The sequence below is a fragment of the Klebsiella sp. CN_Kp097 genome (assembly GCF_040064495.1).
In the GTDB taxonomy this organism is placed as follows: Bacteria; Pseudomonadota; Gammaproteobacteria; order Enterobacterales; family Enterobacteriaceae; genus Klebsiella; species Klebsiella aerogenes.
This window is the reverse complement of the sequence record NZ_JBEAIL010000003.1, coordinates 171,453-185,654: the sequence shown is the minus strand read 5'-3', so window position 1 is coordinate 185,654 and position 14,202 is coordinate 171,453. Positions and strand designations below refer to the sequence as shown.

Genomic DNA, 14,202 nt, shown 5'->3' with positions numbered 1-14,202 from the left:
TAGCGGATTTGGCGCTACCGAATCCATGTTCACGCAACACCAAAGTTGTTTCAGTCAACGGAGTATTACATGTCCAGAAGGCTTCGCAGAACCAAAATCGTAACGACCTTAGGCCCGGCAACTGACCGCGATAACAACCTCGAAAAAGTTATCGCCGCGGGCGCTAACGTCGTACGCATGAACTTCTCTCACGGTACCCCGGAAGATCACCAACTCCGCGCAGACAAAGTCCGTGAAATTGCAGCAAAACTGGGCCGCCACGTTGCGATTCTCGGCGACCTGCAGGGGCCGAAAATCCGCGTCTCCACCTTCAAAGAAGGCAAAATTTTCCTCAACATTGGCGACAAATTCCTGCTCGACGCCAACCTGGGCAAAGGCGAAGGCGATAAAGAAAAAGTCGGCATCGACTATAAAGGCCTGCCAGCGGACGTCGTTCCAGGCGATATCCTGCTGCTCGACGATGGACGCGTGCAGCTGAAGGTCCTGGAAGTACAGGGGATGAAAGTTTTCACCGAAGTTACCGTTGGTGGCCCGCTATCTAACAATAAAGGTATCAACAAACTCGGCGGCGGGCTGTCTGCAGAAGCGTTAACCGATAAAGACAAAGCCGATATCGTTACCGCCGCAAAAATTGGCGTTGATTACCTGGCGGTCTCCTTCCCGCGCTGCGGCGAAGACCTGAACTACGCTCGCCGTCTGGCCCGTGACGCTGGTTGCGATGCGAAAATCGTCGCTAAAGTCGAGCGTGCGGAAGCGGTCTGCGACCAGGATGCCATGGACGACGTTATTCTCGCCTCCGATGTGGTGATGGTAGCTCGCGGCGATCTCGGTGTGGAAATCGGCGATCCGGAATTGGTGGGTATCCAGAAGGCGCTGATCCGCCGCGCTCGCCAGCTTAATCGCTCGGTCATCACCGCCACGCAGATGATGGAATCAATGATTACCAATCCGATGCCGACCCGCGCGGAAGTCATGGACGTGGCGAACGCCGTACTGGACGGTACCGATGCCGTGATGCTCTCCGCGGAAACCGCTGCCGGCCAGTATCCGTCTGAAACCGTCGCCGCGATGGCGCGGGTGTGCCTGGGCGCAGAGAAGATCCCAAGTCTCAACGTTTCCAAACACCGTCTTGACGTCCAGTTCGACAATGTCGAAGAAGCGATTGCCATGTCGGCGATGTATGCGGCCAACCACCTGAAAGGTATTACCGCGATTATCACCATGACCGAGTCCGGCCGCACCGCGTTGATGACTTCACGTATCAGCTCCGGCCTGCCAATTTTCGCCCTCTCCCGTCACGAGCGTACTCTGAACCTGACGGCGCTCTATCGTGGCGTGACGCCGGTTCATTTCGACAGCCATAACGACGGCGTTGCCGCCGCGCACGACGCGGTTAACCTGCTGCGTGATAAAGGCTATCTGGTCTCCGGCGACCTGGTGGTCGTCACCCAGGGCGACGTGATGAGCACCATCGGCAGCACCAACACCACCCGTATCCTGACCGTTGAGTAATCGCCTTCAGTGATGGGTAAGCCTCCTTACGGAGGCTTTTTTATGCTTGTTATCCTGGTAAATGCAGGCATCACAACATGCCGGCGATGGTAGCATACGGAAATGTTTTGTAGGCCCGCGCAAGCGCGGCGCCGCCGGGCAATATCCGCGGATAAGAAGCTGCTTTTGCGCCGGATGGCGGCTGCGCCTTATCCGGCCTACGGTCTGGTAAATGCAGGCGCCGTAGCCCTGCTCAGCGCAGCATACAGCTTACTTCTTCGGAAACAGTTCGTTGCGCTTGTAAGGCTCGGTTTCGCCCGGCTTACGCGTCTTCAGCAGTTTCAGGATCCAGGTATACTGCTCAGGATGCGGCCTGACGAAAATCTCAACCTCTTCGTTCATACGGCGCGCAATCGTCGTATCATCAGCTTCCAGCAGATCGTCCATCGGCGGGCGCACCAGCACCGTCAGGCGATGCGTTTTACCGTCATACACCGGGAACAGCGGTACTACACGCGCGCGGCAGACTTTCATCAAACGACCAATCGCCGGAAGAGTCGCTTTATAAGTCGCGAAGAAATCGACAAATTCGCTATGCTCGGCGCCGTGATCCTGGTCGGGCAGATAATAGCCCCAGTATCCCTGGCGAACCGATTGAATAAATGGCTTGATACCATCGTTACGCGCGTGCATCCGCCCGCCGAAACGACGGCGCACGGTGTTCCAGACATAGTCAAATACCGGATTCCCCTGGTTATGGAACATCGCCGCCATTTTTTGCCCGCCCGAAGCCATCAGCATCGCCGGAATATCCACGCCCCAGGCGTGCGGCACTAAAAAGATGACCTTTTCATTATTACGCTGCAGCTCGTCGATGATCTCTTTCCCTTGCCAGTCAACGCGGGACATCACGCGCTGCGGATCGCGCATGCCGAGTTCGGCCATCATCACCATTGCCTGCGGAGCCGACATATACATTGCATCGATGATCGCTTCACGCTCTTGCTCGCTTTTTTCCGGGAAGCAGTACAACAGGTTAATCTGCGCCCGACGGCGCGAGCTCTTTGCCAGACGCCCAACGAAACGCCCCAGTTTGCCGAGAATAGGATCGCGGAAAGAGGGAGGGGTCAGCGCAATACCGGCGAAGGCGAAAACGCCCAACCACGCGCCCCAATAGCGCGGCAGTAAAAAAGATTTCTCAAATTTGGGGATAAACTCAATGTTATTTTTTTTCGTTTCCATGCCCGGTCCGCAGAAGGTCTGCTCAATCAATAAAGATAATGGCTTAGTTTAGCGATACGTCACTCATCGCACAAAAGAAAAAGCCGGCGCATTACGGACGCCGGCTTTCTGTAATGATTATTCAGGCTAATCAAAGCGCAGTTGCGGGATAACCTCTTTGGCCTGCGCCAGATAATCGGTACGATCGGAACCGGTTAAGCCTTCGGTACGCGGCAGTTTCGCCGTCAGCGGATTAACCGCCTGCTGGTTAATCCAGACTTCATAGTGCAGGTGCGGGCCAGTAGAACGCCCGGTATTGCCCGACAGCGCGATACGATCGCCGCGTTTCACTTTCTGCCCCGGTTTCACCAGCAGCTTGCGCAGGTGCATATAGCGGGTGGTATAGGTTCGGCCATGACGCACGGCAACATAGTAGCCTGCCGCGCCGCTGCGTTTCGCCACCACCACTTCACCATCGCCGACAGAAAGCACCGGCGTGCCCTGCGGCATAGCGAAGTCAACGCCGCGGTGCGGCGCGACGCGCCCGGTCACTGGATTCAGGCGACGCGGGTTGAAGTTAGACGACACGCGGAACTGACGCGAGGTCGGGAAGCGCAGGAAGCCCTTCGCCAGACCCGTACCGTTGCGATCGTAGAATTTGCCATCTTCGGCGCGGATCGCGTAATAGTCTTTGCCATCGGAACGTAAACGCACGCCTAACAGCTGGCTCTGCTCGCGCTTGCCATCAAGCATTTCACGCGACATCAGGACAGAGAATTCATCGCCTTTTTTCAGCTTGCGGAAGTCCATCTGCCACTGCATCGCTTTGATGACCGCGCTGATTTCCGAGCTGGTAAGGCCAGCATCACGGGCGCTGGAGACAAAGCTGGCGCCAACGGTGCCTTTCAGGACGTTGTTGACCCAATCCCCTTTCTGCAGCTCGCTGCTCATTTTAAAACCATTGGCGACGCGGTTATAAGTACGCGTCTCACGGCGTGACATCTCCCACGTCAAGCTTTGTAGATCGCCATCAGCGGTTAGCGTCCAGGAGAGCTGTTGACCAATTTTAAGATTACGCAGCTCTTTATCAGCAGAGGAGAGTTGAGCGATATCGCCCATATCAATACCGTACTGATTAAGAATACTGCTCAGCGTATCGCCGGTAGAAACCACATATTCATGGCCGCCGGAGTCGCTATCGGATTTGTCATCGAGCTCATCCTGCGGGATAGCTTCTTCTTCCTGCGGCGCCTGATCGATGGGTTCGGAAGCTTCCGGCAACAGAGAGCGGATTTCGCTTTTTTCCAGCTCAATCGTTCTGACTATCGGGGCTGATTCCGGGTGGTAGATGTAGGGCCGCCAGACGGCGACCGCTAACGTTAGAACGCTCAACGACCCCAGCATAACGCGATGGGGTCGTGGCAGATTGTTGAATGCCTGAGTGACAGCGCGGGCTATCTGTTGCACGTATTCACTTCCTCGTTAATCTCCTTTCAGGCAGCTTGAATACTGATGCCCCAACTGGCTCAGGAACTGAGGGTAACTGTCTTTACCCAGCTTAATTCCGATTCCAAGTGGATCCAGGGTTCCCATGCGCACGGAGGTCCCCCTGGCAACAGCTTCGATGACCGCTGGCCTGAATTGTGGCTCAGCAAAAACGCACGTCGCTTTTTGCTCAACCAACTGTGTTCTTATTTCGTGTAAACGCTGCGCACCAGGCTGGATTTCAGGGTTGACGGTAAAATGCCCCAATGAGGTCAAACCGTAATGTTTTTCGTAGTAGCCATAGGCATCATGAAAAACGAAATACCCCTTACCTTTCACCGGCGCCAGCTCGTTACTCACCTGTTTGTCGGTTGCGGCTAATTTTGCCTCAAATTCCTTCAGGTTGGCGTCAAGTTTGGCTCGACTCTGCGGCATAAGTTCCAATAATTTATCGTGGATTGCAACCGCTGAGAGCCGCGCTATCTCTGGGGAGAGCCACAGATGCATATTGTAAATGCCGTGATGGTGATCGCCGTCACTTTTTTCGCCATTAGCATGTTCGTGACCATGTTCGTCATCGTCATCATCCGTCCCTTTGATGAGCAACGGTTTCACCCCATCCAACTGGGCGATGGTGACCTTTTTCTGCTCCGCAATGCTTTGCGTTGACTTGTCCATGAATGCTTCCATTTCTGGACCAATCCATACCACTAAGTCTGCGTTCTGTAAGCGTTTTACATCAGACGGGCGTAGTGAATAATCATGCTCGGAAGCCCCGTCAGGCAATAACACCTGAGTCTCCGTCACGCCATCGGCGATAGCGGAAGCGATAAAGCCAAGGGGTTTCATGGAAGCGACGACGGCGGCATGCGCAACCGGGGCATGAGCGAACAAAAAAGCGGCGCTAAGTCCAGCGCAAAGAAGCGTATTTTTATGTAACATAATGCGACTAATCATCGTAATGAGCGAAAGTGATGTGATATTATAACATTCAATCGCTAGTGCAACCCCTAATTTGACATGACGAATCTTGTAACGCTGGAAAAAGTCGCGGTCGTCTACGGCCAGCGGCGCGTGTTGTCTGACATTTCGCTAACGCTAAAACCAGGCAAAATTTTAACGCTTCTTGGCCCGAACGGCGCCGGGAAATCGACGCTGGTACGCGTAGTGCTCGGCCTGGTGACGCCGACCGAAGGTGCTATCCAGCGCGAGAAAAATCTGCGTATCGGCTACGTACCACAAAAACTGCATCTTGATGCTACTATGCCGCTGACGGTCAGCCGCTTTATGCGCCTGCGTCCAGGTACGCGCAAGCAGGTTATTATGCCGGCGCTGCAGCGCGTGCAGGCCGGGCATCTTATCGATGCGCCAATGCAAAAACTCTCCGGCGGCGAAACCCAGCGCGTGTTGCTGGCGCGGGCCCTGTTAAATCAGCCACAACTGCTGGTGCTGGATGAACCTACCCAGGGCGTCGACGTTAATGGGCAGGTAGCGCTGTATGATTTAATTAATCAACTGCGTCAGGAGCTGAACTGCGCGGTCTTAATGGTTTCCCACGATCTCCACCTGGTGATGGCCAAAACCGATGAAGTGCTGTGCCTGAACCAGCATATTTGCTGCTCCGGAACTCCGGAAGTGGTCTCGATGCACCCGGAATTTATCTCCATGTTCGGCCCGCGCGGCGCGGAACAGCTGGGGATTTATCGTCACCAACATAATCACCGCCACGACCTGCAGGGGCGGATTGTACTGCGTCGGGGAAATGGCCGCTAATGATTGAATTACTGTTACCCGGCTGGTTAGCCGGCATGATGCTTGCCTGCGCGGCGGGCCCCCTGGGTTCGTTCGTGGTCTGGCGGAGAATGTCCTACTTTGGCGATACGCTGGCGCATGCTTCGCTGCTTGGGGTGGCGTTTGGGCTGCTGCTCAACGTGAATCCGTTTTATGCGGTTATCGTGGTCACGCTGCTGCTGGCGGGCGGCCTGGTGTGGCTGGAAAAACGCCCTCACCTGGCGGTCGATACCCTGCTGGGTATTATGGCCCACAGCGCGCTGTCGCTCGGTCTGGTGGTGGTGAGCCTGATGTCGAACGTGCGCGTCGACCTGATGGCCTATCTGTTTGGCGATCTATTAGCCGTTACTCCACAGGATTTAATCTCCATTGCATCAGGCGTAGTGGTGGTGGTCGCGATATTGCTCTGGCAGTGGCGTAACCTGCTGGCGATGACCATCAGCCCTGATTTAGCGTTTGTTGACGGCGTGAAGTTACAGCGGGTTAAGCTGCTGCTGATGCTGGTGACGGCATTGACTATCGGCGTGGCAATGAAATTCGTCGGCGCGCTGATCATCACTTCGCTGTTGATAATCCCGGCCGCTACCGCCCGCCGCTTTGCCCGCACGCCGGAACAGATGGCCGCGGTAGCCGTTGGCGTGGGTATGCTGGCGGTAACCGGGGGATTAACCTTCTCGGCGTTCTACGATACCCCAGCAGGGCCTTCGGTTGTGCTGTGCGCAGCGGCGCTGTTTGTTCTGAGTATGATGAAGAAAACGGCGAGTTGATTGAGAGGCTACCCGGTAGCGCAAAGCTACCGGGTTTCATCAGGGCATTTCCGGCGGGGTAATACCGAAGTGATTCCAGGCGCGCACCGTCGCCATTCGGCCACGCGGCGTGCGCTGCAGGAACCCCTGCTGAATTAAGTACGGCTCCAGCACGTCTTCAATGGTTTCCCGCTCCTCGCCGATAGCCGCCGCGAGGTTATCGAGGCCGACCGGACCACCGAAGAATTTATCGATCACCGCCAATAGCAGCTTGCGATCCATATAATCAAACCCTTCGGCATCCACGTTGAGCATATCCAGCGCCTGAGCGGCGATCTCAGCGGAGATAGTGCCATCGTGACGCACTTCGGCAAAGTCGCGCACCCGGCGCAGCAGGCGGTTGGCGATACGCGGCGTACCGCGCGCGCGACGGGCGACTTCCAGCGCCCCTTCTTCGCTCATCTCCAGCCCCATATGACGGGCGCTACGGCCAACAATGTGCTGCAGGTCCGGCACCTGATAAAACTCGAGGCGCTGTACGATACCAAAGCGGTCGCGCAGCGGCGAAGTCAATGAGCCGGCGCGGGTGGTGGCGCCAATCAGGGTAAACGGCGGCAGATCGATTTTAATCGAGCGCGCGGCCGGGCCTTCGCCAATCATGATATCCAGCTGGTAATCTTCCATCGCCGGATACAGCACCTCTTCCACTACCGGTGAAAGGCGGTGGATTTCATCAATAAACAGGACATCATGCGGCTCAAGGTTGGTCAGCATTGCCGCCAGGTCGCCAGCCTTTTCCAGCACCGGGCCGGAGGTGGTACGCAGATTCACGCCCATTTCGTTGGCAACGATATTGGCAAGCGTGGTTTTCCCCAACCCTGGCGGGCCAAAAATTAACAGGTGATCGAGCGCATCGCCACGCAGTTTCGCCGCCTGGATAAAGATCTCCATCTGCGAACGCACCTGCGGCTGGCCGACGTACTCTGCGAGCAATTTGGGGCGGATAGCGCGGTCAGCGGCCTCTTCGAAACCAATGCTGTCGCCTGATACCAGCCGATCTGCTTCAATCATCCCTTACCTCACAACGCCGCGCGCAGCGCTTCGCGGATTAGCGTTTCACTGTTAGCATCCGGACGGGCGATTTTGCTCACCATCCGGCTGGCCTCTTGTGGTTTATAGCCCAGCGCCACCAGCGCGGCAACCGCTTCTTGCTCCGCGTCGTCGGCAGTTGGGCCGGCAGGCGTGGTCAGCACCAGATCGGCGGCCGGAGTAAACAGGTCGCCATGCAGGCCTTTGAAGCGATCTTTCATCTCGACGATTAAACGCTCGGCAGTTTTCTTGCCGATACCCGGCAGTTTCACCAGCGAGGCGACTTCTTCACGCTCAACGGCGTTCACAAACTGCTGCGCCGACATGCCGGAAAGGATAGCCAGCGCCAGCTTCGGCCCGACGCCGTTGGTTTTGATAAGCTCTTTAAACAGGGTGCGTTCCTGCTTGTTGTTAAAACCGTACAGCAGCTGCGCGTCTTCGCGTACCACAAAATGGGTGAAGACGATGGCTTCCTGGCCGGCTTCCGGTAGCTCGTAGAAGCAGGTCATCGGCATATGGACTTCATAACCTACGCCCCCGGTTTCCAGTAATACCAGCGGGGGTTGCTTTTCGAGAATGATGCCTCTGAGTCTGCCTATCACGTAGCGCTCCTGAATAAAGGGCCGAAAGTTTAATGCGTTATCATAAAAAAAGGCTGGATGAATATCCAGCCTGATTTGTGATTATCGTAACCGCCCTCGCGCCAGATTGAGCCGGGTCTCGCTAATTTGAGCCAGGTTCTGGCTGAGGTGGCAATGGGTGATGGCGATGGCCAGCGCATCCGCCGCATCCGCCTGCGGATTTGCCGGAAGTTTCAACAAGGTACGCACCATATGCTGTACCTGGCTCTTTTCCGCGCTACCGATACCGACGACGGTTTGCTTAACCTGGCGAGCCGCGTACTCAAAAACCGGCAGGTCCTGGTTCGTCGCCGCGACAATCGCCACTCCGCGCGCCTGCCCAAGCTTCAACGCCGAATCGGCATTTTTCGCCATAAAGACCTGCTCGATAGCGAAATAGTCGGGCTGGAACTGGGTAATAATTTCGGTGACGCCGGCGTATATCAGCTTCAGCCGCGACGGCAGATCGTCTACTTTGGTGCGGATACATCCGCTGCCAAGGTAGCTCAACTGCCGTCCGACCTGGCGAATCACGCCATAACCGGTCACGCGTGACCCCGGGTCAATGCCGAGAATAATGGCCATCACGCGCCTCCAGTAATAACTCACCCGCAATACCGGCTACCGGCATCACAGCGTTGCGGCAACCTCATCGGAGATTTCGCCGTTATGATACACTTCCTGCACGTCGTCGCAGTCTTCCAGCATATCAATAAGACGCAGCAGCTTCGGCGCGGTTTCCGCATCCATATCCGCTTTAGTCGACGGGATCATTGAGACTTCAGCAGCATCGGCTTTCAGGCCTGCGGCTTCCAGCGCATCACGTACCGCGCCCATCTCTTCCCAGGCGGTGTAAACGTCAATGGCGCCGTCATCATAGGTGACAACGTCTTCAGCACCCGCTTCCAGCGCGGCTTCCATGATGGTGTCTTCGTCGCCTTTCTCGAAGGAGATCACGCCTTTTTTGCTGAACAGATAGGCCACAGAACCGTCGGTTCCGAGGTTACCACCGGTTTTGGTAAAGGCGTGGCGCACTTCGGCTACGGTACGGTTACGGTTGTCGCTCAGACATTCAACCATTACCGCGGTGCCGCCCGGGCCGTAACCTTCATAAATGATGGTTTCCATGTTCGCGTCTTCATCACCGCCGACGCCGCGCGCGATGGCGCGGTTCAGGGTGTCGCGAGTCATGTTGTTGGACAGCGCTTTATCTACCGCCGCGCGCAGACGCGGGTTGGATGCCGGATCGCCGCCGCCCAGACGCGCAGCGGTGACCAGCTCGCGAATGATTTTAGTAAAGATCTTACCGCGCTTGGCATCTTGCGCCGCTTTGCGGTGTTTGGTGTTGGCCCATTTACTATGACCTGCCATAAAAAACTCTCCAAAAAAGCCGTCTTTCCGCGGCAAACGCCGCGGGAAGTTACCCGGCGTTAATTACAAATTCTTCAATCGCCTGCCGGTTGCTCCACGATTTAGTTAGCGCGGCGGCATCCGACGCGCTAACCCAGCGGTAATCCAGATGTTCAGTGAAAACAATCTGGCGCTCATGGGGCAGCGCAAGACGGAACCAGAATTCCGTATTGCGCTCGACGCCCGGCGCATAGCGATGACGTAAGTGAGAAAATATCTCGAACTCCACCGTACGCTGACAGTCAATTAAGGCCAGTTGCTCGCGAGCAACATCAATGGCGACCTCTTCCTTTACTTCGCGCGCGGCGGCCTGCAACGCGGTTTCCCCCTCTTCCAGGCTGCCGGTAACCGACTGCCAGAAAGCGGGATCGTCGCGTCGCTGCAACATCAGCACCCGCTTCGTATCTTCGGCGTAAATCACCACCAGAACGGAGACGGGCAGCTTGAATGACATCTTAGTTGTTCTCCGGAGACTCTTTTGCCTCTTTCGCCACAACCTGAATCCCCAGTTCGCCTAACGCGGCAGGATTCGCGAAGCTCGGCGCTTCGGTCATCAGGCACGCGGCAGCCGTGGTTTTCGGGAAGGCGATAACGTCACGGATGTTATCGGTACCGGTCAGCAGCATGGTCAGGCGATCGAGGCCAAACGCCAGGCCGGCGTGCGGCGGGGTACCGTATTTCAGCGCATCCAGCAGGAAGCCGAATTTTTCACGCTGTTCTTGTTCGTTAATGCCCAGAATACCAAACACGGTTTGCTGCATTTCACCGCTGTGGATACGCACCGAACCACCACCGACTTCGTAGCCATTGATGACCATGTCGTAGGCGTTAGCCACAGCATCTTCCGGCGCGGCTTTCAGCTCAGCGGCGGTCATATCTTTCGGCGAGGTGAACGGGTGGTGCATCGCGGTCAGGCCGCCTTCACCGTCGTCTTCGAACATTGGGAAGTCGATAACCCACAGCGGCGCCCATTTGTTCTCGTCGGTGAGATTCAGGTCTTTGCCCAGCTTCAGACGCAGCGCGCCGAGGGCATCAGCAACCACTTTCTTGTTGTCAGCGCCGAAGAAGATCATGTCGCCGTCTTGCGCGCCGGTGCGCTCAAGGATAGCTTCCACGATTTCGGCGTTGAGGAATTTCGCCACCGGGCTATTGATGCCTTCAAGGCCCTTCGCACGCTCGGTCACTTTAATATAGGCCAACCCTTTCGCACCGTAGATCTGCACGAATTTGCCGTATTCATCAATCTGTTTACGGGTCAGCGCCGCACCGCCCGGTACGCGTAAGGCAGCAACGCGGCCTTTGGCGTCGTTAGCCGGGCCGGAGAAGACGGCGAATTCTACTGCTTTCACCAGATCGGCTACGTCTACCAGTTCCATCGGGTTACGCAGGTCCGGTTTATCGGAACCGTAACGACGCTCCGCTTCGGCAAAGGTCATCACCGGGAATTGACCGAGGTCTACGCCCTTCACGTCCTGCCACAGCTTACGTACCAGATCTTCCATCACTTCACGCACCTGCGGTGCGGTCATGAACGAAGTTTCAACATCAATCTGGGTAAATTCAGGCTGACGGTCGGCACGCAGGTCTTCGTCGCGGAAGCATTTGACTATCTGATAGTAACGATCGAATCCGGACATCATCAGTAGCTGTTTGAACAGCTGCGGAGACTGCGGCAGCGCGTAGAATTTACCTTTATGGACGCGCGACGGCACCAGATAGTCACGCGCGCCTTCCGGCGTAGCTTTGGTCAGCATCGGGGTTTCGATATCGAGGAACCCGTGATCGTCCATGAAGCGGCGCACGAAGCTGGTGATTTTGGCGCGGGTTTTCAGGCGCTGAGCCATTTCCGGACGACGCAGGTCAAGATAGCGGTATTTCAGGCGCGCTTCTTCGGTGTTGACGTGGTTGGAGTCCAGCGGCAGCGCTTCCGCGCGGTTGATGATGGTCAGGTCAGACGCCAGCACTTCGATTTCGCCGGTGGCCATCTCGCGGTTAACGTTGCGCTCTTCACGCGCGCGCACGGTGCCGGTGATTTGGATGCAGAACTCATTACGCAGTTCGGAAGCCAGTTTTAATGCATCCGCACGATCCGGATCGAAAAACACCTGCACGATGCCTTCACGGTCGCGCATATCGATGAAGATAAGGCTACCGAGATCACGACGACGGTTGACCCAACCACACAGGGTCACTTGCTGCCCCACGTGGGACTGACGTAGCTGTCCGCAATATTCTGTACGCATGAGATATCCCTTAACTTAGCCGCAGGCGGATGTTGCCTGCCTTGCAGGCGACGAGGTCGCAGCTTTGCTGAATGTCACTACTGAATGAAAAAAGGCGGCTATTATACTGGAAATTCTGTCTGACGATAAGCCCGACGCAGTTTGTACGCTGCTTTGCTGCGCGCTTATTGCTTGTGCTCACATAAATTAACAAAATTTGTTACCCTTGAGCTGAATTAGCAACGGTATTGTAGCGGCCTGACAAGAGAACAAGATACGGGGATACCATGTTAGAACTCAATGCGAAAAAGACCGCGCTGGTCATTATTGACCTGCAAGAAGGCATTTTACCTTTTGCCGGCGGTCCGCACCGCGCCGACGAGGTGGTGACGCGCGCGGCAAAGCTGGCTGAAAAATGTCGTCAACAGGGTTCGCCCGTCATCATGGTTCGAGTGGGCTGGTCCGCCGATTTCGCCGAAGCGTTAAAACAGCCGGTAGATGCCCAGACTGGCGCCGTAAAATTACCTGAAAACTGGTGGGTCTATCCGCCGGCGCTCGGCAAACAGGATAGCGATATCGAAGTCACGAAACGCCAGTGGGGCGCGTTCTACGGCACCGATCTTGAACTGCAGCTTCGCCGCCGTGGTATCGACACCATTATTCTGTGCGGCATCTCCACCAATATCGGCGTGGAATCCACCGCCCGCAATGCCTGGGAACTGGGTTTCAGTCTGGTCATCGCCGAGGATGCATGCAGCGCCGCCTCCGCCGAACAGCATCAGGGCAGTATGACCCATATCTTCCCGCGCATCGCCCGCGTGCGCAGCACTGAGGACATTCTCGCCGCCTTATGATTTATATCGGGCTCCCGCAATGGTCGCACCCTAAATGGGTGCGCCTTGGCATCACCGGCCTTGAAGAGTATGCCCGCCATTTTAACTGCGTGGAGGGTAATACCACCCTGTATGCCTTACCAAAGGCCGAGATAGTCGATCGCTGGTTTCAACAAACTCACGATGATTTTCGGTTCTGTTTTAAATTCCCGGCCACGATTTCGCATCAGGCGGCGCTGCGCGACTGCGACGACTTAAGCCACGAATTTTTTACTCGTCTGGCGCCGCTGGAATCGCGCATCGGCCAGTACTGGCTTCAGTTGCCCGCCACCTTCGGCCCGCGCGACCTCCCTGCCCTGTGGCAGTTTCTCGATACGCTACCGAAAAACTTCACCTACGGCGTTGAAGTTCGCCATCCTGAGTTTTTCGCCAAAGGCGATGCTGAACAACAGCTTAATCGTGGCTTGCACCAGCGCAACGCCAACCGCGTGATCCTCGATAGCCGCCCGGTACATAGCGCCGTCGCGCGCAACCCGGCGATGATTGACGCGCAAAAAAAGAAACCCAAAGTTCCGGTTCACGCGGTCATGACCGCGGAGCAGCCGATGGTGCGTTTTATCGGCAGCGACGATATGGCGCAGAATCGCGAATTATTTCGCGTCTGGTTACAGACGCTGCCAAAGTGGCATCAGTCAGCCACGCCATGGCTGTTTCTACATACCCCGGATATCGCCCAGGCGCCTGAACTGGTGGATACGCTATGGGAAGATTTACGTGCGGTGCTGCCGGGCGTCGGCGCCGCGCCGTCAATTCCGCAGCAATCCTCGCTTTTCTGATATCCTGCTATGATAGTCGGAACCACCTGACATAATTAAAGGGAGTTTTGGGTATGGTCAGCGCGCTGTATGCGGTTTTGGGTGCGTTATTGTTAATCAAGTTTTCCTTCGACGTGGTACGTCTGCGCATGCAGTATCGCGTCGGCTATGGCGACGGTGGTTTTAGTGAACTACAGGTCGCTATTCGCGTTCATGGCAATGCGGTGGAATACGTCCCCATTGGGCTCATTCTGCTGTTGTTCATGGAAATGAACGGCGCGCTAACCTGGATGGTGCACGTTTGCGGTATTTTGCTGATTGCCGGACGCCTGATGCACTCGTACGGTTTCCATCATCGCCTGTTCCGCTGGCGGCGTTCCGGAATGAGCGCCACCTGGTGCTCGCTGTTGCTGATGGTGCTGGCTAACCTGTGGTATATGCCCTGGGAGTTGGTTTTCTCCCTGCGTTAGCGCACAATA

At 56.1% G+C, this 14,202-nt stretch carries 15 protein-coding genes; 6 read left to right on the top strand and 9 right to left on the bottom strand.

Annotated elements, in window-relative coordinates:
* Window positions 1-69 precede the first annotated feature (69 nt).
* Window positions 70-1,512: a pyruvate kinase gene (gene pyk / locus ABLV07_RS05090; protein ID WP_015365996.1), complete on the top strand. Its 1,443-nt coding sequence runs from the start codon at window positions 70-72 to the stop codon at window positions 1,510-1,512.
* 249 nt (window positions 1,513-1,761) lie between these two features.
* Here the strand turns inward: pyk and lpxM are convergent, their stop codons facing one another.
* The 3 genes from lpxM to znuA all read right to left on the bottom strand — a co-directional run bounded on the left by lpxM (window position 1,762) and on the right by znuA (window position 5,139).
* Window positions 1,762-2,733, bottom strand: coding sequence for a lauroyl-Kdo(2)-lipid IV(A) myristoyltransferase (gene lpxM, locus ABLV07_RS05085; protein WP_032705956.1), 972 nt, complete (start codon window positions 2,731-2,733; stop codon window positions 1,762-1,764).
* Window positions 2,734-2,859: 126 nt separating this feature from the next.
* Complete coding sequence (gene mepM / locus ABLV07_RS05080) at window positions 2,860-4,179, bottom strand: murein DD-endopeptidase MepM (protein WP_015365994.1); 1,320 nt, start codon at window positions 4,177-4,179, stop codon at window positions 2,860-2,862.
* Between the two features lie 15 nt (window positions 4,180-4,194).
* Complete coding sequence (znuA, locus tag ABLV07_RS05075; RefSeq protein WP_045360651.1) at window positions 4,195-5,139, bottom strand: zinc ABC transporter substrate-binding protein ZnuA; 945 nt, start codon at window positions 5,137-5,139, stop codon at window positions 4,195-4,197.
* A gap of 78 nt (window positions 5,140-5,217) precedes the next feature.
* On the opposite strand from znuA, the gene znuC reads away from it, so the two are divergent.
* Window positions 5,218-5,970 carry a zinc ABC transporter ATP-binding protein ZnuC gene (gene znuC / locus ABLV07_RS05070; protein WP_015365992.1) on the top strand — a complete coding sequence of 251 codons (753 nt, stop codon included), beginning with the start codon at window positions 5,218-5,220 and terminating at the stop codon, window positions 5,968-5,970.
* Entirely contained in the window at window positions 5,970-6,755 is a 786-nt protein-coding gene (gene znuB, locus ABLV07_RS05065; RefSeq protein ID WP_015365991.1) for a zinc ABC transporter permease subunit ZnuB, read from the top strand. Before znuC ends, znuB begins: the two co-directional genes overlap by 1 nt.
* A gap of 39 nt (window positions 6,756-6,794) precedes the next feature.
* On the opposite strand, the gene ruvB is transcribed toward znuB, so the two are convergent.
* The 6 genes from ruvB to aspS all read right to left on the bottom strand — a co-directional run bounded on the left by ruvB (window position 6,795) and on the right by aspS (window position 12,096).
* Window positions 6,795-7,805 carry a Holliday junction branch migration DNA helicase RuvB gene (gene ruvB, locus ABLV07_RS05060; protein WP_015365990.1) on the bottom strand — a complete coding sequence of 337 codons (1,011 nt, stop codon included), beginning with the start codon at window positions 7,803-7,805 and terminating at the stop codon, window positions 6,795-6,797.
* 8 nt (window positions 7,806-7,813) lie between these two features.
* Complete coding sequence (gene ruvA, locus ABLV07_RS05055) at window positions 7,814-8,425, bottom strand: Holliday junction branch migration protein RuvA (RefSeq protein WP_015365989.1); 612 nt, start codon at window positions 8,423-8,425, stop codon at window positions 7,814-7,816.
* Window positions 8,426-8,506: 81 nt separating this feature from the next.
* Window positions 8,507-9,028 carry a crossover junction endodeoxyribonuclease RuvC gene (gene ruvC, locus ABLV07_RS05050; RefSeq protein WP_015365988.1) on the bottom strand — a complete coding sequence of 174 codons (522 nt, stop codon included), beginning with the start codon at window positions 9,026-9,028 and terminating at the stop codon, window positions 8,507-8,509.
* Window positions 9,029-9,073: 45 nt separating this feature from the next.
* Window positions 9,074-9,814, bottom strand: coding sequence for a YebC/PmpR family DNA-binding transcriptional regulator (locus tag ABLV07_RS05045; protein ID WP_015365987.1), 741 nt, complete (start codon window positions 9,812-9,814; stop codon window positions 9,074-9,076).
* A 49-nt stretch (window positions 9,815-9,863) separates the two neighbouring features.
* Complete coding sequence (gene nudB / locus ABLV07_RS05040; RefSeq protein ID WP_015365986.1) at window positions 9,864-10,307, bottom strand: dihydroneopterin triphosphate diphosphatase; 444 nt, start codon at window positions 10,305-10,307, stop codon at window positions 9,864-9,866.
* A gap of 1 nt (window position 10,308) precedes the next feature.
* Window positions 10,309-12,096 carry an aspartate--tRNA ligase gene (aspS, locus tag ABLV07_RS05035; protein ID WP_032705959.1) on the bottom strand — a complete coding sequence of 596 codons (1,788 nt, stop codon included), beginning with the start codon at window positions 12,094-12,096 and terminating at the stop codon, window positions 10,309-10,311.
* A gap of 266 nt (window positions 12,097-12,362) precedes the next feature.
* Between aspS and ABLV07_RS05030 the strand changes: the two genes are divergently transcribed.
* Genes ABLV07_RS05030 through ABLV07_RS05020 form a run of 3 tightly spaced genes read left to right on the top strand, consistent with a single transcriptional unit; the run spans window position 12,363 to window position 14,193 of the window.
* Window positions 12,363-12,929 (top strand): hydrolase, encoded by a 567-nt coding sequence (locus ABLV07_RS05030; RefSeq protein ID WP_015705959.1) that lies wholly within the window; start codon window positions 12,363-12,365, stop codon window positions 12,927-12,929.
* Entirely contained in the window at window positions 12,926-13,744 is an 819-nt protein-coding gene (locus ABLV07_RS05025) for a DUF72 domain-containing protein (protein WP_015705960.1), read from the top strand. Before ABLV07_RS05030 ends, ABLV07_RS05025 begins: the two co-directional genes overlap by 4 nt.
* Window positions 13,745-13,797: 53 nt before the next feature.
* The gene (locus ABLV07_RS05020; RefSeq protein WP_015365982.1) at window positions 13,798-14,193 is read left to right on the top strand and encodes an MAPEG family protein; all 396 of its coding nucleotides are present in this window, start codon (window positions 13,798-13,800) and stop codon (window positions 14,191-14,193) included.
* The last annotated feature ends 9 nt before the right edge of the window (window positions 14,194-14,202 follow it).